Origin of the sequence: Microcoleus sp. bin38.metabat.b11b12b14.051, from assembly GCF_013299165.1 — a bacterium.
Taxonomy (GTDB): Bacteria; Cyanobacteriota; Cyanobacteriia; order Cyanobacteriales; family Microcoleaceae; genus Microcoleus.
In genome coordinates this window covers 26,099-50,497 of record NZ_JAAFKD010000033.1, presented here as the reverse complement: position 1 = coordinate 50,497, position 24,399 = coordinate 26,099, and the positions used below count along the sequence as shown (strand labels likewise).

Here is a 24,399-nt window from a genome sequence, read left to right as displayed (position 1 = left end):
TAGGGAGTACAATAAAGTTATGTTTGTTCTGGTTTGCTACGATATATCAGAGGACAATCGTCGCACTAAGATTCACAAGATTCTCAAGTCTTATGGGGAATGGAAGCAGTATTCGGTGTTTCATTGCGATGTGACGGATACTCAGTATGCCCGGATGCGTCAACGTCTGGGCCGGGTGATTAAGTCTGATGAGGATAGTGTCCTGTTTCATTTTTTGTGCGCTTGCTGTCAGGGCAAGATCGAGCGGATTGGCGGCAGGGCACCGCTGGATACTACGATCTTTATGGTGTGATTTTGCGTCTGGCTATAGGTGTTGAACGGAGGGGGGTAGATTTTAATGGCTGAGAGCTTTACTAGGACTGGGTTTGAAGTGGTTTGTACCTCTAAGGTGTCAGACGCAAATGCTGCAAGCTTTACTAGGAGTGGGTTTGAGGCTTTTTTGAATTTTGCCCCCTTGACAGGGCGATCGGTGAAACGGTATATTGATTTCATTCAGACGCAACTGAACCTTGAAAACCTTATATTTCTAGCCTCCCAGACACCGGCGGCCGCAATCGAACTAAACCCCTATTAGGGATTGAAACAATTGATTCAATCATTTGCAGAAGCTGGCCTTCTGCGCCGCAATCGAACTAAACCCCTATTAGGGATTGAAACATTCTACGTGCGATCGATTGAAATAAAACTCGGGCCGCAATCGAACTAAACCCCTATTAGGGATTGAAACGCTATAGCCATTGCTGCTGTTGCTGCCGCCGCGCCGCAATCGAACTAAACCCCTATTAGGGATTGAAACAGGGTGCTTGTATTCGGCGGCCGTAAATTCGCCGGAGCGCCGCAATCGAACTAAACCCCTATTAGGGATTGAAACTTGAAACCGAGCTAGTGCTGACTTTCTCAAACCGGGCCGCAATCGAACTAAACCCCTATTAGGGATTGAAACTTCCCTACTTTTTTGCTAACAAACCGAGCACCGAGGCCGCAATCGAACTAAACCCCTATTAGGGATTGAAACTTAAGGATTGGGAGGACTTAGAGGCCCGGCACAAAGCCGCAATCGAACTAAACCCCTATTAGGGATTGAAACTGGAAAATTGACGCTAAGGGAATCTGGACACCACGCCGCAATCGAACTAAACCCCTATTAGGGATTGAAACTAGCAATGTCAACACCCAAAATGATTAATTTATCATGCCGCAATCGAACTAAACCCCTATTAGGGATTGAAACGGACTTATTCGACCAGACGATTGAATTTGATTTGCCGCAATCGAACTAAACCCCTATTAGGGATTGAAACCGATTGATTCAGTTGATTCCGACGAATCATCTACGCCGCAATCGAACTAAACCCCTATTAGGGATTGAAACTCCACGCCCAATGCCGACTGCCGCTCCCATTCCGCCGCAATCGAACTAAACCCCTATTAGGGATTGAAACTTCCCGCTTTCGCTCAAGTTCGATCGCGGCTTGTTCGCGAGCCGCAATCGAACTAAACCCCTATTAGGGATTGAAACTTTATCACTGATCGAACAAGTTACTTTTCCGTCACGCCGCAATCGAACTAAACCCCTATTAGGGATTGAAACTAGGACAATTTACCGCCGAATCACTCGGTTTGAGAAGCGCCGCAATCGAACTAAACCCCTATTAGGGATTGAAACATGAATCACTTGTTCAATATTTTGCTATTGCATTTGGTTTGCAAAAATACCTAAAACTTTATTGATATCTTTCAGGTAATACTCTGTCGCATCAACTCTGAGGTGTTTTTCAGATAATTCTAAGAACCTCCAAATATTCCCAGAAGTAACTACTCCTAAAATAACTGGAATTTGATTTCCCTCCCGATCGTTAAAAAGTTGAGCGGCTAACATTTCGGAGGCGCATTGACCTATTCCGGCACCAATATTTTCTTTTTTTGCCTCCACTAGAACAATCACAGGAGATTTGAGAAATAATTGTTCGGGAGATTTACTGATGATATAGTCGCAGGTTCCGTTTAACCCTCGTTCAATGTCTACGTTAAAATCCACTCCCGAAAACAAGCTGATTTTTGAGCTTACCTGTTTTCTCAAATCTAGCAAAATCGGTGCAATAATCATTTCCGATCGCGCTTTCTCAGTATTGATTTTTAAAGCCAATTGTGCATTGTCTTGTAAAAATTCTGTGAGTAATGCACTAGGCTCTAACTCAGGAACGTTGGCAAAAAGGTCTACGTCTTCTGAAATAGTCAAATCAAAAGCTTTTTGCACTTTTTCTAAAGTAAAATCACTGTAATACATCTAAATTTTCCTGATTCTGCGTATTACATTATAATAGTGACATTCGTTTGATTGACGTGCGTAGCGAAGCGATCGCCATTATCATCCCCGCGCCGCCACAAGCCACAGCTAATGTTGCTAAATCTGGCTTAGGGAATTTTGCCTTACTCGCCGCCCAAAAATAAAGCTACGATCGCAGTGAGTGGCAGATATTTAGTCTGGCGTTCAAGTTTGGTTATACCAATTTTAAAAATCCTTGCTACAATACTCTTAGTTGAGGAAAGTTTAGTCAAATATTGTGGCTGGTGCGTCGCTCGCTAAATTTTTCGTTTTTTTCGGATACTATCGATGAATCCACACCCTACAAATATTGTTGCTTTAATTTTTCACGCTTGGTATTACTCGATGGGTGATTCTCAGCAGCAAGCGGCAATCAAATTAAACTTCTGTCAAGGCCCAAACTACAAAATTATTGGCTCAAAAATAGATTTCTCCTCACTCTTTTTATCCTTTCCAATCACCTCAAGCAATCGATCGACTCCACGCCTCCAAGAAAAGTGATCAGCCACAAAACCCGGGCCCGCAACCCTAGCATTTGCAGCTATTTCAGGATGCTCGATCGCACTTTGCATCAAATCAGTCAAATGCTCCCACTCAGGAGCTAAGATAAATAAGGTTTCGCCCTCGATCGCCACAGCCGTAAATTTACTCTCGATCCTCCGTGCAAAGTCCGATCGCGTAAAATCATCCGTAGGCCCGCCCGCAGTGCAGATTATCGGCAAACCGGAAGCCGCAGCCTCTAACACCGGCAGGTTAAAACCTTCCGCCAAATACGGAGAAACATAAACATCCGCTGCTTGGTAAAACTCAGCTATTTGAGCAAAAGATAACTGACTACCAGTATAAATTAATCTCGGTAAAACCCTCGCTCTTTCAGCATCGCCCAGCACAACTCGGCAGGCTTCGGCAATCTCATCTCTGGAGGGATAAAGCAGTTCTGAACCTTTTAAAACTAATCTCGCATGGGGATATTTGTCAACTACCGCAGCGAAGGCTTTTAATAAAGGGCGAATGCCTTTGCGATTGGTTTGTCCGCCGATGTTTAAAAATATAAAATAGTTTGACCAGCCGAAGCTTTCCCTGAGCGATTGACGCCGATCGCCCGCAGCGGGATAATAAATCTGAGGATCGACTCCCAAAGGTACTACGGCGATGCGATCGCCCTCAATACCGCTGCGGATTAAGCCCGCTTTTGACCACGCCGAAGGTGTAATAATTTTTACTTCAGAATTAACCGGGGTTTGGACGATCGACCTCACGCCGATCGCATCTAATACACTACGGGTAATAATCCCCCATTCTGTGGCTGCAAACACCCAGGTTTCGGCGCTGCTGGATGCTGCAAAGTCCCACGGGCAGTGCATTCGCAGCGTCACGTCGGCTGACTGATTTAGCGCAGGACTCGGAATGCTGCGGAGTAATGCTTCATTTGGGCGATCGAACAAACTAATTTTCGTTTCCCAAGCGGCATCTATGTAGGGCATATCCCGGTGGAAAAGTTCTATTTTTCCTCGCGGGCGCTTCATCATTTCTAGGAGTTGAAATTGATTCGCTACGCAATAGGAATGAGCGATAAAACGCCACCCTTCAACAATAATCTGCAACTTATAACTCCGACTTTAGTTATTAAAATTTTAAATAATCCTTAGCAATTAGCAATTAAGTAGGCAGTTACAAATAAATATTCTATTGTTCGGGCTGGTTTGGCACTCGTCTGCTGACTTGCAGAGCGAGATTTTTAGCTAAACTCGCCCCCACAAGATACTATGTTTTGTTGTCCTTGCCTACTTACCAATTGGTGTCAAATTAAGAGTAAAACCCTTGAAAAATCTCGCTCAACAGTAAACCGATGCTACATAAGACGTTAAGTTGACACCAATTACCAATTACCAATTACCAATTACCAAATCCTTACTTCATCACTTGCCAATCCATAATCCGCCATTGTCCGTCTTGGCGGATTAAGTCGTAGCGGATGCGGAGGTTTTCGTTGCGGGAAGTAACTAGCTGATCGCGATCGAAAGTTTCGGCTTTTTCGCTGACTTGGGCTTCTACTTCGGCGCGATCGGGATTAGTTGGATTCGTTTTAACTCCTTTAACTTCTAGCTTGTGGACGTAACGCTGGTGGGCGTTGTTTTTTTGTTGAGCCTCTGCCATCAATTGCCAGCGAGACAAAGCCGGTTCTGTGAGAACTTGCTGTAATTCTTCGACAGCGTGGTTAGGCCCCAAAGCCGCTGCTTTCGCCGACAGCCAGCTTTGCACTATTTGTCCTGCTGCTTGGTCAGTGATTGCTCCCGACACTGGGGCGGGGGCGCTGGGTTCTGGGGCCGCTGCTGGTGCGGGGATTTCTACGGGCGGTGCATCCAGGCTGACGCGAGCTTGTTCTCCTTGCAGGGATGGGCCTGAGAGGGCTTGCATGGCACTGGCGAACAGACTGAGTATCCACCAGAAAATTAACAGGCTCAGGACACCTGCGACGACAAGCAAAGCCAGCTTGTTTGGTGGTAGGGACTTGACGAAGGCGGAAATTTGGGTTCCTACGGTGCGCGCCCGATCGGCAAAAGAGCCTGTTAGCCCCTGACCGATCGCTCCGCTGCGCCCCGTCGTATGGGGTCGCCTGCGGTGTTTCGCGGTCGAGGCTGGGGGTACTGCCGCCGCAGCCGGGAGAGAGACGGTGGAAGCAGCCCCTGTTCCTGCCGCCGTTGCCTGGTATTTCGCGCCGGAAGACGCGCTGGTGCTATCTGCCGGTACGGGGGTCAAGGTGACGGTACTGGCGGCCTGTTTGGCTGCGGGTGGCTGTGGAGGTGTGGGTGGGCGATCGCCCGGTGGTTGCAGTCGTGCTTGGGGTTTGCCCGATCGGGGTTGCACGACGACCCATTCGTTGGCGGTTTCTGCGTCCGACGGCAAAGCTTCTAGGTAAGCTTGGACTTTCGGAGCGGCAAAATAATCTTTCAAAGAAACTGACTGGTTTGCCAAGTCGCGGAAGTGAGGAAACACTTCTTCTTGCAGCCAGTGTTCGGCGTACAAGCAGAGTCCCGGCAACAAATCGGGAGAATCTTGGGAATGTTCGCGAATAAAAGCGAGGGGTTCTTTTTCCGAACTGAGTTCGAGGGATCTGCTGGCTTCTTCTGTTTGGCCCAGCAGCAGGGAACACACGGCTTTTTCTAGGTGAACGTCTTGGCGGCGGCCGAGCTGCATCAACATCAGCTTGGCGCGACGGATCATCGAAGGCTGTCTGGTGGCAAATCCTTGGGCTAACAGGGTGTAGACCGAGAGGTAAGTGGCGACTGCGGAGGGGCGGCCGGCTTCGGCTTCAAATAGGGTCTGCTGCTCGCTGCTGGTTAGGTGTTTGCGCAGTTGCTGGACGAAGCGGAGGAAGTCTTCTATGCCTAAACCCGATCGATCGTCCCCCGAGCCATCGATACCGCCCCGTTCTTCGAGCATTTCTCGCAGGATTTGCAGTCCCTGACGGCGCTCGGAGACTTTTTCTTCAGGGAGCGATAGTAATTCTAAAATGTTGTACGGACGGAGTTTGTATATATCGGTTTGCATTTCACCCCTCACGCTTGGAAATAAGCTTTCGCGCAGCAGTAGTTCTTGACCTGCGTCTAGTGATTTTGCCGCATTTTGGTATTGACCTTGCTGCCACTGTTCGCGGCCGAGTTCTAGGCAGGCCAAGGCTACGGTTAAAACTATGTCTGGCCGCACGAGCTGGGGGTCGCCGAAGCGGCCTTCGTCGATCGCGATGCTGCCATTGTTGAGATACGGGCGACCCAGCTTCTGTACGAGTTCGTATTCCCCCAGTTCTTGCAGTACGAGCAGGGCTCCTACGAATTGGTTGTCATCGATTTCAATACTTGGAGTGTGGGGGTCAGGAGCAGCGTCTAAGGCATTGGACTCGGCCGGAACGGTTTCCTCCGGGTCGTCTTGCAAAACTGTGGCCGGCCAAGCTGAGGTTTTCGACCTCTGCTTGGCTGCAATTGCTGCTTCCGACTCTCGATCGTAAGTTTTGGCTAAAAAACTGGCATCATAAGCTTTGCGCCCGTCTGAGTCTGACAGAACGGCGCAGGCTTCATCGATCAATTGTTTGCGGGCGACGATCGCAACTTCGGAATACTCCCGGCGTGGAAGCTGTAAAGTGCGATCGCGATGAGCCTGCTGCAACTGTTCGGCAGTAGCTTGAATCGGTAGACCCAAAATCCGGTAGTAATCTAGTGGAATGAGCACTGTCCACTTCCCCAAAAGCGCTAGCAACTGAATTAGCCTATCTTAGCTAAGGTTGGTTTGTAACAAAAGCATTAGTGACAACTTAATCGGGTTTTGGCAGGAGTCGGTGCTGCAAGTCCAGGGCTTTTGCCCCCTGCTTCCTTGATTTTAACAACTTGTGAACCGCGGCGCTGGAAAATCTTCGACCATTTTATGCTGCGCTTGTACCCTCTGTCGGTTTACATTTAGATGTTTAGGAAGCCGATCGGGTATTAATTTTTTATGGCTGAGGAACGGAGCTTACCAGTTTTTGACGCGCAGAGCGTAACTATTTCTCGGGATGAGGGCTTGATGCTCTACGAGGATATGGTTTTGGGGCGTTACTTTGAGGACAAGTGCGCTGAGATGTATTACCGGGGCAAAATGTTTGGTTTTGTGCACTTGTACAACGGCCAGGAAGCGGTCTCGACTGGCGTCATTCGATCGATGCGCCGGGATGACACCGATTACGTCAGCAGCACCTACCGCGATCACGTTCACGCTTTGAGCGCGGGCGTACCGGCGCGGGAAGTGATGGCGGAGTTGTTCGGAAAGGAAACCGGTTGCTCGAAGGGCCGCGGCGGTTCGATGCATATGTTTTCGGCAGAACATCGGTTGTTGGGAGGCTATGCTTTTGTGGCTGAGGGAATTCCTGTAGCTACGGGGGCGGCTTTTCAATCGAAATACCGGCGGGAAGCTTTGGGAGATGAGAGCTCTGATGGCGTAACTGCTTGTTTTTTTGGCGATGGTGCTGCGAATAACGGGCAGTTTTTCGAGTGTTTGAACATGGCAGCTTTGTGGAAATTGCCGATTCTTTATGTTGTAGAAAACAACAAATGGGCGATCGGCATGGCCCACGAGCGAGCTACATCTGACCCCTTAATTTTCAAGAAAGCTCATGCTTTTGGCATGGCTGGCGTCGAAGTTGACGGGATGGATGTTTTGGCGGTGCGGGAAGTGGCGAAGGAAGCTGTAGCGCGGGCGCGGGCTGGCGAAGGGCCGACTGTGATCGAGGCTTTGACTTATCGCTTTCGCGGCCATTCCTTGGCAGATCCTGATGAGTTGCGCTCTAAGGAAGAGAAAGAATATTGGTTCCCCCGCGATCCAATTAAGAAGTTAGCTGCTGATTTGATCGATCGCACTTTGGCTACTGCTGAAGAGTTAAAGGCGATCGAGAAAAAGATCGAAGCAGTAATTGATGATGCGGTAGATTTTGCAGAGAAAAGCCCCGAGCCAGATCCGAGCGAATTGTATCGCTATATCTATGCTGAAGATTAATAATTTTTAGCGAGAATTTGCCGTTGCAGCTACAGGCTCAAACCTGTAGCTGCAAGCATTTCAAAGTATAATAGAATACTCTAACAGCTAAGATTGTCATTGCGAGGAACGAAGCAATCGCAGTATTTATTCTTCACAGCGTTTGATCTCTTGGGCAGTCTTAACTTAATCGTATTGAGTATTTGTAGGGTGCGGATACATCGATGTATAATTGAATACTCTAACAGTTAGGATTGTCATTGCGAGGAACGAAGCAATCGCAGTATTTATTCTTCACAGGGTTTGATCTCTTGGGCAGTCTTAACTTAATCGTATTGAGTATTTGTAGGGTGCGGATACATCGATAATCCCTAGACAAAGACCAACAATTTCACAGCGACGCACCTAACCAAATCGTTAAATAAACAACCGTTTCACTCCGCCCAACAATTGTTTTGTAGCAAAAATTTTGATAATTAATATTAAAGCTATAATTGAAGGTATACTTTCTGTACGCAAAGAGAGGCGGTATGATAAATATCGATCGCAATCTAAGTCAAATCAGCCCAAAAATGGGCGCAGTTCGAGTCAATGTCAAACTAACGAATGCCATTGATGAAGCCTTAGTGCGTCGAGGATTGCTCGATCCGAATCTTTGGCCTGTTTGCGAAGTAGAAGCACTGATAAATACTGGCGCATTCAGAACTGCTATACCTGTGGAAGTTTGCGAACACCTAGGTTTAAGAATTCGGAGTCAGGAAATAGCAAAGTATGCTGATGGCCGACAAGAAACAGTAGGATTGACTGGGCCTGTGATTGTTGAAATGGAAGGGCGCGAGACGATTGAGGCTGCAATGGTTTTAGGCGATATCGTGCTAATCGGTCAAACTGTGTTAGAAACTTTAGTTGTAGGGTGCGTCGCCGTGTAACAATTCCTCGCATTTCACGCCAAATCTCATAGCGACGCACCTTACACATTGGGCGGACGAAACAAACCCAACAATTCTCTTGTAGCAAGCTTTTTTCTAAATGGTATAACTAAGCTGTTTCACATTTAACCGGGATATTGGGGGCGGGCAGGATGCCCACCCCACAAGAATTTTAAGGGTTTACAGATATTTTGGATGTGAATTAGAGATAGTGGTGAACCCGCCGCTATGCGATATGTATTATCGCTGTTGTGAAAAATTTTAAGCAATTCCAAAACTCTAAACTATTTTCGGTACAGGCCGCAACCTGCCCGCGACTTCTACACTCGGCCAACCCGGATCGAAAGTCAAATTTTCCAAAGTTCCATCGCTACCAATTACAAACGTATCCTCAATTTTTGCCCCAGACAAACTCGGATTCCAAGCCACAGCCATATTTTCAGTCAAGATATCTGAAGTAGCCGGATTCGCCACAACTTCCCGCGCCAAATATCCAGTAGTTCCGCCTTGATGGTGTTCCCGAATTGCTTGAGGATAGCCGTGCTGTTCGTAAGCTTGTTTAAGGGTATAATAAATTGCATTCAGCGATACTCTCGGGCGGCACAAATCCAAGGCGGCGGCTTCAATTTCTCTAACTTGTCGGTGCAACTCTGAATGCTGTTTTTCCAGGGAACCGAAACAGATAAATCGAGTTAAATTTGCATACAAACCGTTTCCCCTCGCGCAGAATACTAACATAGCTTGCTTCCCGATTTGTTCGGCGGTGGCGGTGGCGTGGCGGTACAGGGGTAAACGCCTTTCTCCAGCAACTAACGTCAGGGCTGGATGCAAACCTCTCGCCCACAAAGCCTCTGCACCTGCACCCGCTAATTGATATTCTGTCCATTCCGGTTTGGCTGCTGAAAGTACCTCTGTCATCGCTTCGCTGGCTAAACGCCCGACTCGCCGGTAGCGCTCTAATTCGCTTGACATCATTGTCTGTTTGCGAGACTGTAAAGATGCGACGATCGCAGTTTCGTTACGATGAATTGGTCGATCGCTCATCACGTTACCGCCACCAGTAATTTGTTTGACAAAAGCTTCGCGCTGTGGAACATCCGCCCAAGGATAGATGTGCATTTGAAAGTTGGCGGGAAGTTCTTCATCTTGCAAGCGCTGGGCTTCGATTTCATCGGTGAGTACCCAAGCAGTATCGGCGGTGACTAAGACTTCTGCAACTCCGGTTTCTGCCGTAAGCAAGACAGTATGGGAAGCACCGGCGGTGGCCCAAGCAAACCAATCAGTGCCGCGCAACCGCAGGGCGATCGCTCCGGTTTCAGTTAAGGCTGTGCGAATGAATTCGAGTTTGCGATCGACTTCTGGATTTAATGAGTTTACCATATAGGTTCGTAGTGAGGACTTCAGTCCTTCTAAAAAAGGTTCGTAGTGAGGACTTCAGTCCTTCTAAAAAAGGTTCGTAGTGAGGACTTCAGTCCTTCTAAAAAAGGTTCGTAGTGAGGACTTCAGTCCTTCTAAAAAAGGTTCGTAGTGAGGACTTCAGTCCTTCTAAAAAAGGTTCGTAGTGAGGACTTCAGTCCTTCTAAAAAAGGTTCGTAGTGAGGACTTCAGTCCTTCTAAAAAAGGTTCGTAGTGAGGACTTCAGTCCTTCCTAAAAGGTTCGTAGTGAGGACTTCAGTCCTTCCTAAAAGGTTCGTAGTGAGGACTTCAGTCCTTCTTGAAATTTTGTAATAAAGAAGGACTAAAGTCCTCACTACGAACCTTTTTTATTAAAGGTACTAACATAAATTTACCGTAAGAAAAAGGACTGAAGTCCTCACTACGAACCTTTTTTGTGTAATTTATTAACATAAATTTACCGTAATAAAGAAGGACTTCAGTCCTCACTACGAACCTTTTTTATGGAAGTTATTTACCTAAATTTACCGTAAAAAAAAGGACTGAAGTCCTCACTACGAACCTTTTTTGTGTAATTTATTAACCTAAATTTACTGTAATAAAGAAGGACTGAAGTCCTCACTACGAACCTTTTTTATGGAAGTTATTCACCTAAATTTACCGTAAGAAAAAGGACTGAAGTCCTCACTACGAACCTTTTTTATGGAAGTTATTAACCTAAATTTACTGTAAGAAAGAAGGACTGAAGTCCTCACTACGAACCAAGGTTATTAACATAGATTAACAGATATGGCTTGCAATTCTTTAGCTTTTTCTTCCGGTAAAGCGTCGTTAGCAAACATTCCCGCGGCGAGTTCGGTTCCTGCTAGGTATTTTAGCCGATCGCTCGATCGATAGGGCGGATAAAACTCAGCGTGCAGATGCGCCTCCGGGTGAGGCTTTCCGTCGGTGGGCCCTTGAAACCAAGCCATCAAATAAGGGAATTGACGCTGCCACAAACCGTCATATTTAAGGGCGACTGTTTTTAAGGCTTTAGCAAGCGATTGACGCTGTTTTTCGGTAAGATCGATAAATGTGGCTGCTGGTGCGATCGGCGCAATCCACACTTCGTAAGGATAACGGGCGCAAGCGGGCACAAAGGCGATCGCATCTTCGTCTAAATACAGAATGCGCTGTTTGTCGGCTATCTCTTGTTGAATCAAATCTTGCAACAAACCGCTGTTATTTTTTTGATAGTAAACCGACTGACATTCTAACATCCGCGCGGGCACCGGTGGCACGAACGGATAAGCATAAATTTGACCGTGGGGATGGTGCAAAGTTACTCCGACTTCGACACCGCGATTCTCAAACGGTAACACATATTGAATCTCGGGATTGCTGCCAATCACTGAAGTGCGATCGGCCCAAACTTCTAACAATAATTCTAAGTGACTTAACTCCAAAGAACCCAAAGAAGCCAGCGGATCTTGGGTGAAAACAACGACTTCGCAAATGCCCTTAGCAGGCAAAGTTTCCACAATACTTGCAGGTGGATTATGGGCTTGCAAAGTCATCGAAGGAAAGCGGTTGTCAAAAACTGCTACGTCGTATTTACCAGGGGGTAATTCTGTGGGAAACGTGGGGTTAATTGTAGCAGCCAGCGGGTTGTATTCCGGCGGCGGCATAAAGGTTCTGCCTTGGCGGTGGCTGGCATATGCTACCCACTCCCCCCGCAAAGGATGCCAGCGAAAATGTGGGTTTGCCTTGACTGGTTCGTTGCTGGGACTTACCGCCGCGATGCATTCTGGGATTGGGTTGCGGCTGTACAGTGTCAGCGGGCGGCCGTCTGGTTTTTGCAATATTTGGGAGTGCATTTTTTTCGGGCGGGCGATCGGTTTTGAGAGATTTTAGAAGTATAACTTCGTGCCTTGAGAATTCGCCCCTACCTAAAGTCGCAAATTATGTTCAAAACCAAATATCTCCGTAGGGGCGAAGCATTCCGGCAGTAAATCTCTGCTTCTGACAAATAAATTATCTTCCGAAATGCTTCGCCCCTAAACTCATGGGGATGCTTTGGTTTCAACCCCTGGCGGACTCAAGGTTGAACATTTAGCTGAGCCCTTCGATCGCTTTTCCTTTAGTTTGAACCATTGCCATTGATATCGAAGCTTTTTATAATGGGAATTTCTGAAGGTGAGGAAGCTACGATTCGCAGGTTGATATCAACTATAATTTGATTTTTATCAACAATTACATTTGCTTTTTTTATTAAGAATTTTATTGGTAAACAATCGCCTGATTCAGGTTCGGGAGACGACAGAGTTTTATATCCTGCGTCCTCCAGCCATTCACAAATCTTCCTCCAGTTTTCTACCTTTTCATCAGCTTTACCTACAAGATTTTTAACATATTGGTATAAAGTATTACAAAAATCTACGGCAATTCCCTTGGGGTTTTTATTGAGCGTTTCGGCAATTTCGGTAGGACTGTGGCCGCAGAGTAGACCACGTAGATGTTGTTTCTCTGTGGGCGTGAGCCGCTTTCCCTTGGCGGATGCTAAGTCTGTGTAGAGGGTTTCTAAGTCCCAGTCGCGGGCAGCTTGGGGGAAGCGATCGTTAGAGGATGCCATTGGAGGAGATAGGTTTTTGGATTTTTCCTAATCAAAGTCTAACACAATTCCTAGTGCTTGTTAGTTTCTTTGTTAAGCTTGGTTAGGTTAGTATCAAAAAAAGCAGGATCGTGATTAATTTTACACCTAAAATCCGGGGAAGGCTCACTTCTTGCGGGGTACATTTTTTTGCTGAGCAGAGTTATTAAGCCATCGAAGACTTCAATTACCGAAATAGCTAAGTCTAGTCCTTTCAAAGACCAGGCTGATTTGACATCTGTCAGAGCAGCCCTTGACTATCCAGGGCATGAATAGACTTTTTAATTAAAAGAGTGATGTATCGTAAAATGGATGAATTTGTTAGAAAAGCTGCGGCATTGGGATTACCCGCAATTATGCTGGTAATTGTGATGGCAACTACAGGTTTAGCAGGTGCGGCTGCAATTACAGCAGCTTTAGCAACGTTAGGTGGCCCAGCAGGTATGTTAGGCGGAATTGCAATGCTTGGAATGATAGGTTTAGCTACAGAGATGTTGTCTAAGTATGGTCTTGAAGCATTGCTAATTGGGATTTACAAACAGCGCCTTCAAAACGGAGAATCAAAATCGCGTCTATGCGGAGAAATTCGGAATTTACCTATCTCTGGGGAAATGAAACGCAAACTTGACGAAGAGTTTGGCTGTTAAGAGATAAGTAGAATTAGGCTTCGTCAACCATCTCTTTCTAAAGACGAACACGACTTACGCACGGCATCTATCTCTTGGAGAAGAGTCAAACATTTTGGATGACTAATGTACTTGCTGGCTCATTCTCCGTGGGAACCTTAATCGTTACTATTTTATGGAGACAACACAATGAAGTTTGATTATTCTGATTTTTTTGATTCACTTACACAGACAGGATTACTCATCACTCATGAAGAGCGTCAAAGAATTACTGAAAAAATCACCCAAGTATTATCCTATGAGCCAAAAATAGGTATTTTTGGTAAAACAGGAGTAGGTAAATCCAGTTTGTGTAATGCTCTTTTTGGTCAAGATATAGCTGCTATTAGCGATATTGAAGCTTGCACGAGAAATCCCCAAGAAATATTATTAAAAATAGGGCAGGGAAATTCAAAAGGTATTAAGTTAGTTGATGTACCTGGAGTAGGAGAAAGTCAGGAACGAGATAAGGAATACGCACAGCTTTATGCGAAGCTATTACCAGAATTAGACGTTGTGTTGTGGCTGCTCAAGGGTGATGATAGAGCATTTACCTCAGATGAAGTTTTTTACAAAAATGTGGTTAAGCCACATCTCGATCAAGGGAAAGTATTTTTTATTGTGGTCAATCAAGTAGACAAAATAGAACCTTTCAGAGAATGGGATGAAAAAAATCACATACCAGGCCCAAATCAACTGCAAAATATTGATGCAAAGTTATCGGTTGTGTCAAGATTTTTTTCAACGCCAGTGTCTAAAATTATTGCTGTTTCTGCTGGGGAAAAATACAATTTAGTTCGCTTAATTGATGAAATCGTCTTTGCGTTACCCAAAGATAAAAAAGTTACATTTGCCCGCAATGTAAAAAAAGAAAATGTTTCAGAAACAACAAAAAATAAAGCAGAAAAAGGATTTTGGGAGACTGCGTGGAATATTGTCACAGAAGTTATTCCAGCAGCAATAGAGTCTATTCCCATAGTTGGTTCACTGTTTAAAGTTGCTAAAACCTTTTTAAAGTGGTTCTTTTAAATCCCTCGCCTCTAATTAATTTCGAGATTATCTAGGATGACAACATGGATATAAATGTCAATGTAAAATATAAAGACTTGCTAGACAATTTGCTGATCAAATACCCATGTTTTTACTTTCTGAAAAATCAAAATTTGAAACATTCAGATAAAAGAAAATGGCATCTCACGAGTGAAGACAGGCTAATATACTGCCTTCAGGTCATATTTATTGGCAAAACTGGTTATGGTAAATCTACAACTGTCAATCATATTCTTGGACAACAGATATTTGAGTCAAGTGATATTGAGAGTTGCACAAGAGAGTGCCAATCTGCTATGTTCCAAATTCATGAAAGCACCGATTTATATTATTTTTCACTAGCCGATTTACCTGGAATTGGTGAGTCAATAGCTTTAGATAGGAAGTATATTGAATTATATTCCGAATTTTTAAAATTCAGCGATACTGTGGTTTATTTGTTGCGGGCAGATCAAAGAGATTTGGCTGTTGATCAAGAGACATTTAGCCGTTTGTTTCCAACTAAAAAGCAAAGAGACAAAGTAATTATTGCTGTTAATTTAGTAGATAAAATTGAACCTATAAACCGGAGTAAACCATTTAAACCGAGTCAAGCACAGCTAGAAAATGCTAACAAAAAAATTAAAATTATATCTGATTGTTTTGGGATTTCCCAAAATAAAATATTGTACTATAGTGCAACAGAGGAATATAACTTAGACAGTTTAATGACAGCGATTGCTCAAAATTTGAAAGCACGCATAGACCAGTGGACATAAAAGGTTAATCAAGAACAATCAAACAAGATGAAATTTAATATAGTATAAGGTGCGCCGAAGCGCACCCTACAGAAGCAATTATCAATCGCGCGACTTCAGCAGCGGTTCAATCTGCTGCCGTTGATACTGCAATTCCTCTGCTAAAGGCTGGTAAATTTCCCGATCGCCCGATTCATTGCAATAATCCCACAAACCATTGTAACAGTGCCTGTCATCATCCCAACCCGGATGGTTGACAATCGGATACAAACAGACTCCCTCGATCGGCACTCCTGCTTTCAGCGCCGCCGCTACCTGATTGCACACATAATTAAACCAGACAGGTCTAAAATCGTCTTCAGTGCCTGTTTCTGCGACGAATAAGGGGCGGCCGTAGCGATCGAACACTTCTTGCAGCATCTCGCCAAACGGGCGGTACAGCCGATCGGTGTATTTCATCGGGTGTTCGTTGTGAATCCACTGATTGCGATCGTAATAATTCACCCCAATAATATCGAGATATTTTTCCTGGCCGCCGAGCTCCGGGCGAAAGCGTCCCGCCAACATATCCCAAGCTTGATATTGAGATAAGCGATAACCTTCTGCAAGCTCTCGATCCTCGGGTTTGTCAGGATCGGCAATAATGTTAATTACGGGGTCAATCTGAACGATGCGGCTGCGGGGATTGATTTCCCAAACAGATTCTATCGCTGCGATCGCAGCTTTGACTAACTGAATTTTGAGTTCGTCTCCCCGCCCTCTAGCAAAGGGATTGATATAAGCGACATCGCCGCCGCCCCAGGCAATAAATGAAATTTCATTGACAGGTGTCACGAAAGGTGTTTGGTCAGTTTCGTTGGTTAGCACTTGCATAAAAGCGCCCGCCATCTTGGCAAATCTCGACACGAATTCGGGACTAAAAATATCAATATCGTCGGGCCAGCCGTAGTGAAACAAATCCCAAATTACCTGCATTTTGGTATCGCGGGCGGCGCGAATTATTGGCAGGGCGCTGGAAAAATCGTATTGTTCCGGCGACTGTTCGATCGAGTGCCAGCGCAGGCCTTCGCGGACTGTGTAAATGCCTTGCTGTTGCAACCGTTGGTAGTCGGCGATCGCAAATTTATCATGGCCGGTGGCGGCTGTGACATCGAGGCGTTTTCCCGATCGCAATTTGTGCGTGGAACATTCAAAACCGCCCATAAAAAAACTTTGAAACATCGATCGAATGGGGAATGAGGAATGGGGCATCGGGCATCGGGCATCGGGCATCGGGCATCGGGCATCGGGCATCGGGCATTGGGCATTAGGAATTTAGACATTGGGCATTAGGAATTTAGACATTGGTAATTGTTAGCAATTAACTAATAACTAATAACTAATAACTAATAACCGATGCCCTGTTTGGCCGATGCCCCATGCCCCATGCCCCATGCCCCATGCCCAATTAGCACTGACTAATACCTTCAGACTGCGAAAATTCTTCGGGAATATCCCAGCCGAGAGTTGCCGCCGCGATCGCCTGTAGGGGAAACTTAGGAGTGCGATCGGCATACAGCAAACCATTAGCTTCTTGGAAAGTATCAGTCAACTGCGTGTAACAAAATCCGCTGAACATTTCCACTCGATTTACCACGTGCAACAGCGCCGTGTAGCGCTTTTGCAGTTCTGACGTATCAGACGCCCGCACGTAGCCCCAAACCCGGTGAAAATCGGGGTTTTCCCGCCCCGCGCAGGCGATACCGCCGAATTCCGTCAGCATCACCGGCTGTCCTTGGTGGGGGTGGCCGTCCAGAGTGAGGACGCGCCCTCCGGGACGCCCGCGATCGAATAAATCGGCTAATTGGACTTCGGGCCCGTAGCGTTTGGCTACAGTTTGCGGGTTGTTGTCGTAGTCGTGAATCGCCAGGATGTCAGTATCTGTGCTTTCCCAGCCGTCATTACCGATGACGGGGCGAGTCGGATCGAGGGTTTTGGTCAGGAAATACAGCGCTTGTACGTAGTTCCGGTGGGCCGGCGATTCGACTAAATTGGGAACTCCCCAAGATTCGTTAAAGGGCACCCAGACTACGATACAGGGATGGCTGGCGTCGCGATCGATAACTTCCGTCCACTCCCGCGTCAGCCTGTCAACGGCCTTGGGAGTGAAGCGGTAGGCGCTGGGCATTTCTTCCCAAACCAGCAGCCCCAGCACGTCGGCCCAGTACAAAAATCGCGGATCTTCGATTTTTTGGTGTTTGCGGACGCCGTTGAAACCCATTGCTTTGACTAATTCGACATCGCGGCGCAAGGCTTCGTCGGAGGGCGCAGTCATCAGGGTGTCGGGCCAGTAACCTTGATCGAGCACCAGTCTCAGGTAGTAGGGGCGGCCGTTCAGCATGAAGCGATCGCGCTGAATGCTAACATTCCGCATCGCGGTGTAGGATTTAATTTCATCAAGCAGTTTGCCGTCGGCCCACAACTCCACTTGAGCGTTAATTAATGTCGGTTTTTCGGGACTCCACAGCAGTTCATTGCGGTAGTCGTCGATACCCGGGTCTGAAAGGGCGATGCGGCGGTGGATTTCGCCGTTGATGACTTCGTAGGTATCGTTGACCAGCAGCAAACAGCCGATCGACAGTTTAACTTTAATTTGAATTCCGGATTGGCGATCGCCAGCCACAAACGCTTCAAAACCGATTTCCCAGCGTTCAAACTGCGGAGTCCAGCGGATGCGATCGATATAAGTGTGAGGTACCAATTCTACCCAGACAGTCTGCCAAATGCCAGTTGTACGCGGATACCAAATGCTGTGGGGTTCAACTTGCCAATCTTGCTTCCCGCGCGGTTTCGCCAAATCTTGCGGGTCGTCCTGGGCCCAGACTGTCACCCGAGAAGGCCCGATGGGGTTAAGAACTGCTGTAATATCTGCGGTGAAAGGAGTGTGCCCGCCTTCGTGCTCGATGACAAACTGATTGTTTACCCAGACTCGGGCGCGGTAGTCTACGGCGCCGAAGTGGAGGAGAACTCTGCCTTCTGTGCGGGGTACGTCAAATTCGCGATCGTACCAGCAGTTAGCGTGAAAATTCGTGTCGCCGATCCCGCTTTTTGTTGACTCGGGAACAAATGGCACTTCTATAGTGCGAGTCCAGTCGGTAATGTCGATCGGCTGCACGCAGCGTCCCGTGTCGTCATAAGCAAACCTCCACTTACCGTTGAGACAAATCCAGTTGCTGCGGCGCAATTGGGGGCGCGGATAACCTGTTTTCCGCCCTTGAACAGTCACCTTGCTGTCGAGAGCGGAAGACTCTTCAATATCGCAATTTTCTAGTTCTCTACCTAACCAACTCATCGGCACATCTACCCGAAGTTATGTTTATAGGTTAGCGACAATTTCCCCGACTTTCACAAGTTTTTTGCCAGCTAATTTATAGTTAAAAAATTAAAACTTTTAACTTATAAACAGCCTGAGCTTTACTTGCTCTGGTGTCGCGCTATTCTAGACTTGTAGGGTGTGTCAGTCAGCTAACAGCTCTTAAAGTCGAGCTATTATTCTCACTGACCCACCCTGCGATCGCTACCATCCGCCTGAGTATTGACAGCAAAGTTTAGCTAGCTACAGTTTGCAAGCCTCCTAAAGGTTCAGCTAGGTCACTTTTGAGAGCAGGTTCTTCCGCAGGCGGCAAACACTGAAATATTTGTTCTAGCCCGGTGAGTTCAAATAGCATTCTCACTTGTTCGCTCATCGCCGATATCAAAAGTATACAGTCGCTGTCTCTAACTAATTTGACGATCGCCACTACAGCCATTAACTCGGAATTTTTCAGGAAATTGATGTTTGAGAAATCCAGCATCAGAATTTTGCCACCGCTTTCAATTAGGCGCTCTATTTCTTTCTGAAACTGAAAAAATTGAGACTTTTCCAAAACCTCATGAGACAAAACTATTTTAACGAGAACGCTCATTTTCACCTCAACCCTAGTTTGAATTGTTAGATAACTTTTGAGTAAAGCCGAGTAGAGTGCGTGCGGCCGCACCCGATCTTTCTGCCCTTACCAAATCACAGCTACCGCTTAGCAATTAAAATTTAATAACTTGCACAAGTTTGTGGGGTTGGCGTCTCGCCCGCCCCTCTCACAAGGGCGGGCGGGACACCCCACAATAACAATTAAAATTGTAAGTTATTTAATTTGTGCTCCTTAGTTGCTAGCAGATTTGCCGTTGCCGTTGACAGTGGCGACTTCTGCGGCAGCTATCCCTGGCATTTCGGTAACGGAATTTGACAAGCTTAAGTTAGCGGCAGAACCATTAAGGTTTTCCACGAATTCAATCACAGGCTTGGTAGTAATTTGAGTGTAAGTTGTCAGAGCTTGCGCGACAACTTGATCCATGTTGTAATACCTGTAAGTTGCCAGCCTTCCCACAAAAGAAACTCCCGGAGTTGCATCAGCCAAAGCCTTATATTTCTTGTATATCTCGGCATTTTCCGGACGCGGAACCGGGTAGTAAGGGTCTCCCTCAGCTTGGGGATATTCGTAGACAATGCTAGTTTTGAGATGTTCTTGTCCTGTGAGGTATTTAAACTCCGTGCAGCGAGTATATAAATGCTCGTTGGGGTAATTTACCACCGGTGCTGCTTGGTGTACGGGTACGTTCAGCGTTTCGTGCTTGAATTCCAAGGAACGGTAAGGCAATTTGCCATAGCAATAATTGAAATAGGAATCCACCGGCCCGGTATAAATCATTTCGCCGTAAGGAATAAAACCTTCAATCTCGCGGTAGTCGGTATTCAGCATCACCTTGATGTTGGGGTGATCCAGCATCTTTTCAAACATCCGAGTGTAGCCGTGCAGGGGCATTGCTTGATAAGTATCGGTGAAATAGCGATCGTCCCGGTTAGTGCGGGTTGGCACGCGCGCAATTACTGATTTGTCAAGTTCCGACGGATCCATTCCCCACTGTTTGCGGGTGTAGTTGCGGAAGAATTTCTCGTAAAGTTCGCGCCCGACTTTGCTGACAACGACATCTTCGGAAGTACGAATGTAATCCTTTGGTTCTGCTACTTTTGCAAAGAAATCTTCTACTTCAAATGAAGTTAGATTCAGTCCGTACAGTTTGTTTACTGTGTTAAGATTGATGGGAATTGGTAGCAGTTGACCGTCAACGCTGGCGAGCACGCGGTGTTCGTAGGGCCGCCACTCGGTGAACTGCGAAAGGTACTCGAAAACAGGGCGCGAATTCGTGTGAAAAATGTGGGGGCCGTACTTGTGTACGAGGATGCCGTGGTTGTCGTAGTGGTCGTAGGCGTTGCCGCCGATGTGGTTGCGGGTATCAATTATTAAGACTGTTTTACCCGCCTGAGTTGCTAGTCTTTCGGCAATCACACTACCTGCAAATCCGGCTCCGACAATTAAATAGTCAAACATTAAAACACCTCTAACTTTTGGTAATTGCTAATTGGTAATTCCTAATTAGAAAGTTAGTATCTTTGAGTATTAAGCCTCAAACTTTCTAACTTAACACCTTCACTCGGTCTTCTGATTTGGGTTTTCTGTCTGCGATCGCACTTTCGATCAATTGCAGCATTTCGCCCCAAGTATTGTCCCAAGAATTGTCTACTAAAAAAGCGTCTACCTCGCTCAGCCACTTGGTGCGAGCTTCCGAAGTTTCGCTCAAAATTTCTTCAGCAGCAGCAACGAATTCTGCAACATTGCTCGCAATCCGAACCAAGCCGTTTTCTCCGTAGGGGCGCACCACGTCGCGGATGGGAGTAGAAATCACCGGTTTGCCGGCAGCGAGGTATTCGGGAGTTTTCGTCGGACTAATAAACTTAGTCGATTCGTTAATCGCAAACGGCAGCATTGCTATATCCCATCCGCCCAGATACCCTGGCAGTTCTTGATAAGATTTGCCGCCCAGATAGTGGATGTTTGGGTGAGTTGGTAGAGTTGCCGGGTCAATTTTAACCACCGGGCCAATGATGACTAAATGCCAGTCCGGCCTCGCTTGGGCAATGCCCCCTAGCAGTTCGATATCCATGCGTTCGTCTATAACGCCAAAAAATCCCAAACGCGGGTGAGGAATGTCTTTTTGATCCGCCGGTGCTTCTGAAAGATTTCGGGCTGTAGCAAAGTGTTCTTTTTCGATGCTGCTGGGGAAAGCATGAATGTTTGGGTGCTGCTGCTGTTTCGCTTCGTACAGGCTGTGTCCGCCTGTAAATACGACGCTGGCCCGCTTTAAGAGTTGGGTTTCATTTGCTTTTAAATCCCGATGTGCACCGTGAAATGCTGACAGTTCGTCCATACAATCGTAGACTACAGCTAGCGGCTTTAAGTGGTTGGTAAAACTCACAGCCATGGGCGTGTAATACCAGAGAATATACTGGCTAATTTCTGCTGATTGAAAAAAGTCATCCAGCATGGCTTGCTGAGCAGTTTGTGCTGTTTGTTCGCTAATTCCTTCGCTAAGTTGCGGTACTATTACCCAGACTCCGGTTTCGTGGATGCTGACATCCAGCCGCCAGTCCCCCGACGCGGTGAAAACTGGTTCTTCTACGAAGAATACGCGGCGATTTTTAGCACAGCGGCTCAAGAGATGTTGCGGACGCTGATAGACGAAGTTCCACCGCAAATGAGACAAGCAAACTAAATCAGGTGCATCTAAAGCAGCAGCTTTTGATAAATTGGCGGCTGAGGGAGCGAATTGAGAGGGCGATTTGGCTGTATCTATTGAGGTAAATCGGATCTCCCATGCTCTACCGTTATTGTTATAATTCTTGTTTCCTGGTTTGTGTGGGGGGGACATAATTAGCCTCGGGAATTGGTAAATTAACAGCCGTCAGGGAATTTTGAGCTATGCAAAATTGTCAAGAGTATATCCTTCTCAGTAGTGTCTTACTGAAAGTGGCAAGCAGCTATCTGAGAATTTGTTTTGACTAGCAAGCGCCGCATTCATAGGGCAAAGCTAAGCATTTGCTTTGCTGCTTAAAAACACGCTTATCTGCTTTTTTCAGAATTGAAACAGGAGATAAGTTAATATTCTTATACTTGCTATTCTCGTTAAATCTAACCCAATTTTTCTGCCATTACTTCTATCTGAAGGATGACTTCGATATCAGAGCGTGCCTAGCTTGCACCCTTTGTTGAAAAGCGGTTAAAATGCCGATCGCTATTCTAAAATGACTCCTAACTCGCAGGTACCGGTTTATACCATTGAAGAATTGAAGAATTGAAAAGTTTAAGCATTTAAAAAATTAAAAATGGGGAATGACTGATTAATTAAGGGTTTGAAGCTTGCCTACCGCGGGATTGTTTTTTAACAGGGGTGAACGCTGAGTGAGTTTTATAGTTTTATTGGGAGATGAGAGAAAATTTGCGATTCCGTACCCTTCCGAAACGCACGGGCGTTCGGGATAGGTTAGGTTTACGAATTTTTGTGGTCGTTTGATTTGAAAAACCGCGCCTTTTTGAAACAGATTCGATCGCTGGTCTAGAACTTTTGTATCTTAATATACAATTTTTTTGAGAGGTTTCTGACTTCAGATAGATTTTAAAATAGTAGTTTATATATTAGCTGGAAACCCGCATCTGGCAGCCTTCTCAACAATACCGGAGAAACCGGGTAACAGCGACGAGAAATCTAGGATTTTACGCGAGTATGGAGCCAGAAACTAAGGTGACGAGATTGGTAATCTGGGCACGATGTTAAAGTCACGCCCAGAGTACAAATCTCAATCATCCCTGTGAGGACGGGTTCGTCAATATCTGCGTAAACCCGCGGCTAGAAGATAGCAGCGAGGTTAAAGTCGGTGGCTGTCAATTTTGGCGATTCCCCCTCCAAAGGCAAAATCTTGCACCATCGAACTCTTTAAGAAATCGTGGGGAAAACCCAATTCAATGGCGCTTACTTTGTCTAACTGCTGCATTTTTTCGGGGGTTAGTTCAAACTCCAAACAAGCGAGATTTTCCTGAAGCTGCGAGAGTTTCCGGGAACCGATAATCGGAATCACATCGATTGGTTGCTGGCGCAGCCAATTTAGGGCTACTTGAGAAGGAGGTTTACCAATTTCGGCTGCAATTTTACTAACTTCAGCAGCAATATTTAGGTCGCGTTCGCTAATTTTTCCAGATTCAGGTGAATTAAGCCGTTTAGTTTCGCCGGCCGTTTCTGCAATGTTGTATTTTCCTGTCAGCAAGCCACCTGCTAGGGGGCTCCAGGCTGTGACGCCAATATCGAAGGCTTTGGCCATTGGTAGCAAATCCCGTTCGGGAGTTCGCTCTTTTAAAGAATACTCGATTTGCAAGCCGATAAATGGTGTCCAACCGCGCAGGTTGGCGAGGGTATTTGAAGCAGAAATAATCCAAGCTGGCGTATCGGAAATGCCGATGTAGAGAATTTTGCCGGCGCGCACCAAATCGTCAAAGGCGCGCATCACTTCTTCGACGGGTGTTGTAAAATCCCAAACGTGCAGCCACAGCAAATCTATGTATTCAAGTTGCAGCCGCTTCAAACTTGCTTCTACTGCTTGTACCATATTTTTGCGGTGGTTGCCGAAACCGTTGATTTCACCATTTTTCATGTTGAGGCTGTATTTAGTAGCAACTACCCATTTTTCGCGATCGCCTGCGATGAAATCGCCGACATATTTTTCGCTGGTACCGTTGGTGTAGAGATTGGCGGTATCAAGGAAATTGCCGCCTGCTTCTGCAAAGGCGTCGAACATTTTACGGCTTTCGTCGTAAGAACCGCCCCAACCCCAGTCTTCCCCAAAAGTCATGGTTCCGAGGCAGATTTCAGAAACGCGAAGTCCGCTGTGACCTAGTAGTTTGTATCTCATTTCACCCATCCATTAGTTCGTGGCTGTTAACAGTCTAGATCGTGATTTTCCCAACTGTTGCGATCCGTGGTGGCTGGCTGGCTGGTGCGCTACGATTTTCGCGGTTCTCGATGTTGAATGGTTTGCTAAGTCAGCCAAAATGTCCTAGCTGGCGGGGCCCGCGGGCGATCGCCCTGGCATTTAGTCCAATCGGCCCGGGGCGGTCGATCGCCAATCGTGCGATCGGCTGACTGATGTATTTAGTATCACCTTGTTTTGCTTAAAAATACAGTAAATTAAGGTAGATTTCATCTATCTTAAGATAGGTTTTTTATTAAATAATTTTTCCAAAAAGATGTGGCTATTTATATC

19 protein-coding genes and 1 CRISPR repeat array are annotated in these 24,399 nt (G+C 46.2%); of the genes, 7 read left to right on the top strand and 12 right to left on the bottom strand.

Annotated elements, in window-relative coordinates; translation table 11 throughout:
- Positions 1-19: 19 nt before the first annotated feature.
- Positions 20-292: a CRISPR-associated endonuclease Cas2 gene (gene cas2, locus QZW47_RS25435; protein WP_293133462.1), complete on the top strand. Its 273-nt coding sequence runs from the start codon at positions 20-22 to the stop codon at positions 290-292.
- A 255-nt stretch (positions 293-547) separates the two neighbouring features.
- Positions 548-1,666: a CRISPR direct-repeat array (repeat unit 37 nt; unit sequence GCCGCAATCGAACTAAACCCCTATTAGGGATTGAAAC).
- 24 nt (positions 1,667-1,690) lie between these two features.
- Here cas2 and QZW47_RS25430 read toward each other — a convergent pair.
- The 3 genes from QZW47_RS25430 to QZW47_RS25420 form a co-directional block, all read right to left on the bottom strand.
- The gene (locus QZW47_RS25430; RefSeq protein ID WP_293133459.1) at positions 1,691-2,287 is read right to left on the bottom strand and encodes a hypothetical protein; all 597 of its coding nucleotides are present in this window, start codon (positions 2,285-2,287) and stop codon (positions 1,691-1,693) included.
- 440 nt (positions 2,288-2,727) lie between these two features.
- Entirely contained in the window at positions 2,728-3,930 is a 1,203-nt protein-coding gene (locus QZW47_RS25425; RefSeq protein WP_293133456.1) for a glycosyltransferase family 4 protein, read from the bottom strand.
- A gap of 307 nt (positions 3,931-4,237) precedes the next feature.
- On the bottom strand, positions 4,238-6,553 hold the full coding sequence (locus QZW47_RS25420; protein ID WP_293133453.1) for an IMS domain-containing protein: 2,316 nt from the start codon (positions 6,551-6,553) through the stop codon (positions 4,238-4,240).
- Positions 6,554-6,814: 261 nt separating this feature from the next.
- On the opposite strand from QZW47_RS25420, the gene pdhA reads away from it, so the two are divergent.
- Positions 6,815-7,849: a pyruvate dehydrogenase (acetyl-transferring) E1 component subunit alpha gene (gene pdhA, locus QZW47_RS25415; protein ID WP_293133450.1), complete on the top strand. Its 1,035-nt coding sequence runs from the start codon at positions 6,815-6,817 to the stop codon at positions 7,847-7,849.
- A gap of 509 nt (positions 7,850-8,358) precedes the next feature.
- Positions 8,359-8,757 (top strand): clan AA aspartic protease, encoded by a 399-nt coding sequence (locus tag QZW47_RS25410; protein ID WP_293133447.1) that lies wholly within the window; start codon positions 8,359-8,361, stop codon positions 8,755-8,757.
- Between the two features lie 279 nt (positions 8,758-9,036).
- On the opposite strand, the gene QZW47_RS25405 is transcribed toward QZW47_RS25410, so the two are convergent.
- The 3 genes from QZW47_RS25405 to QZW47_RS25395 form a co-directional block, all read right to left on the bottom strand.
- Positions 9,037-10,137: a M24 family metallopeptidase gene (locus tag QZW47_RS25405; protein WP_293133444.1), complete on the bottom strand. Its 1,101-nt coding sequence runs from the start codon at positions 10,135-10,137 to the stop codon at positions 9,037-9,039.
- A 785-nt stretch (positions 10,138-10,922) separates the two neighbouring features.
- The gene (galT, locus tag QZW47_RS25400) at positions 10,923-12,008 is read right to left on the bottom strand and encodes a galactose-1-phosphate uridylyltransferase (RefSeq protein ID WP_293133442.1); all 1,086 of its coding nucleotides are present in this window, start codon (positions 12,006-12,008) and stop codon (positions 10,923-10,925) included.
- Positions 12,009-12,271: 263 nt separating this feature from the next.
- Positions 12,272-12,763 (bottom strand): helix-turn-helix domain-containing protein, encoded by a 492-nt coding sequence (locus QZW47_RS25395; protein ID WP_293133439.1) that lies wholly within the window; start codon positions 12,761-12,763, stop codon positions 12,272-12,274.
- 326 nt (positions 12,764-13,089) lie between these two features.
- Here QZW47_RS25395 and QZW47_RS25390 point away from each other — a divergent pair, with 326 nt between their 5' ends.
- The 3 genes from QZW47_RS25390 (at position 13,090) to QZW47_RS25380 (ending at position 15,254) form a co-directional block, all read left to right on the top strand.
- Positions 13,090-13,428, top strand: coding sequence for a hypothetical protein (locus QZW47_RS25390; protein ID WP_293133436.1), 339 nt, complete (start codon positions 13,090-13,092; stop codon positions 13,426-13,428).
- Between the two features lie 168 nt (positions 13,429-13,596).
- A complete protein-coding gene (locus QZW47_RS25385) occupies positions 13,597-14,475 on the top strand; it encodes a GTPase (RefSeq protein WP_293133433.1) in 879 nt (292 codons plus the stop codon).
- Between the two features lie 44 nt (positions 14,476-14,519).
- The gene (locus tag QZW47_RS25380) at positions 14,520-15,254 is read left to right on the top strand and encodes a GTP-binding protein (RefSeq protein WP_293133430.1); all 735 of its coding nucleotides are present in this window, start codon (positions 14,520-14,522) and stop codon (positions 15,252-15,254) included.
- Between the two features lie 81 nt (positions 15,255-15,335).
- On the opposite strand, the gene QZW47_RS25375 is transcribed toward QZW47_RS25380, so the two are convergent.
- From QZW47_RS25375 to QZW47_RS25350, 6 genes are all read right to left on the bottom strand, one after another.
- Positions 15,336-16,436: a beta-glucosidase gene (locus QZW47_RS25375; RefSeq protein ID WP_293133427.1), complete on the bottom strand. Its 1,101-nt coding sequence runs from the start codon at positions 16,434-16,436 to the stop codon at positions 15,336-15,338.
- Positions 16,437-16,680: 244 nt separating this feature from the next.
- Positions 16,681-18,564: a glycoside hydrolase family 2 TIM barrel-domain containing protein gene (locus QZW47_RS25370; RefSeq protein WP_293133424.1), complete on the bottom strand. Its 1,884-nt coding sequence runs from the start codon at positions 18,562-18,564 to the stop codon at positions 16,681-16,683.
- Positions 18,565-18,820: 256 nt separating this feature from the next.
- A complete protein-coding gene (locus QZW47_RS25365; protein WP_293133421.1) occupies positions 18,821-19,177 on the bottom strand; it encodes an STAS domain-containing protein in 357 nt (118 codons plus the stop codon).
- Positions 19,178-19,411: 234 nt separating this feature from the next.
- Positions 19,412-20,638, bottom strand: coding sequence for a UDP-galactopyranose mutase (gene glf, locus QZW47_RS25360; RefSeq protein ID WP_293133418.1), 1,227 nt, complete (start codon positions 20,636-20,638; stop codon positions 19,412-19,414).
- An 85-nt stretch (positions 20,639-20,723) separates the two neighbouring features.
- Entirely contained in the window at positions 20,724-22,016 is a 1,293-nt protein-coding gene (locus QZW47_RS25355) for a glycosyltransferase family 1 protein (protein ID WP_293133415.1), read from the bottom strand.
- A gap of 994 nt (positions 22,017-23,010) precedes the next feature.
- Positions 23,011-24,048: an aldo/keto reductase gene (locus QZW47_RS25350; protein ID WP_293133412.1), complete on the bottom strand. Its 1,038-nt coding sequence runs from the start codon at positions 24,046-24,048 to the stop codon at positions 23,011-23,013.
- A gap of 41 nt (positions 24,049-24,089) precedes the next feature.
- On the opposite strand from QZW47_RS25350, the gene QZW47_RS25345 reads away from it, so the two are divergent.
- Entirely contained in the window at positions 24,090-24,278 is a 189-nt protein-coding gene (locus QZW47_RS25345) for a hypothetical protein (protein ID WP_293133409.1), read from the top strand.
- Positions 24,279-24,399: the final 121 nt, after the last annotated feature.

Bases quoted from the DNA above. Each gene is read 5' to 3' on its own strand.
- cas2 (WP_293133462.1), top strand. From the start codon at position 20: ATGTTTGTTCTGGTTTGCTACGATATATCAGAGGACAATCGTCGCACT.
- QZW47_RS25430 (WP_293133459.1), bottom strand. From the start codon at position 2,287: ATGTATTACAGTGATTTTACTTTAGAAAAAGTGCAAAAAGCTTTTGAT.
- pdhA (WP_293133450.1), top strand. From the start codon at position 6,815: ATGGCTGAGGAACGGAGCTTACCAGTTTTTGACGCGCAGAGCGTAACT.
- QZW47_RS25410 (WP_293133447.1), top strand. From the start codon at position 8,359: ATGATAAATATCGATCGCAATCTAAGTCAAATCAGCCCAAAAATGGGC.
- QZW47_RS25405 (WP_293133444.1), bottom strand. From the start codon at position 10,137: ATGGTAAACTCATTAAATCCAGAAGTCGATCGCAAACTCGAATTCATT.
- galT (WP_293133442.1), bottom strand. From the start codon at position 12,008: ATGCACTCCCAAATATTGCAAAAACCAGACGGCCGCCCGCTGACACTG.
- QZW47_RS25395 (WP_293133439.1), bottom strand. From the start codon at position 12,763: ATGGCATCCTCTAACGATCGCTTCCCCCAAGCTGCCCGCGACTGGGAC.
- QZW47_RS25390 (WP_293133436.1), top strand. From the start codon at position 13,090: ATGGATGAATTTGTTAGAAAAGCTGCGGCATTGGGATTACCCGCAATT.
- QZW47_RS25385 (WP_293133433.1), top strand. From the start codon at position 13,597: ATGAAGTTTGATTATTCTGATTTTTTTGATTCACTTACACAGACAGGA.
- QZW47_RS25380 (WP_293133430.1), top strand. From the start codon at position 14,520: ATGGATATAAATGTCAATGTAAAATATAAAGACTTGCTAGACAATTTG.
- QZW47_RS25375 (WP_293133427.1), bottom strand. From the start codon at position 16,436: ATGGGCGGTTTTGAATGTTCCACGCACAAATTGCGATCGGGAAAACGC.
- QZW47_RS25370 (WP_293133424.1), bottom strand. From the start codon at position 18,564: ATGAGTTGGTTAGGTAGAGAACTAGAAAATTGCGATATTGAAGAGTCT.
- QZW47_RS25365 (WP_293133421.1), bottom strand. From the start codon at position 19,177: ATGAGCGTTCTCGTTAAAATAGTTTTGTCTCATGAGGTTTTGGAAAAG.
- glf (WP_293133418.1), bottom strand. From the start codon at position 20,638: ATGTTTGACTATTTAATTGTCGGAGCCGGATTTGCAGGTAGTGTGATT.
- QZW47_RS25355 (WP_293133415.1), bottom strand. From the start codon at position 22,016: ATGTCCCCCCCACACAAACCAGGAAACAAGAATTATAACAATAACGGT.
- QZW47_RS25350 (WP_293133412.1), bottom strand. From the start codon at position 24,048: ATGAGATACAAACTACTAGGTCACAGCGGACTTCGCGTTTCTGAAATC.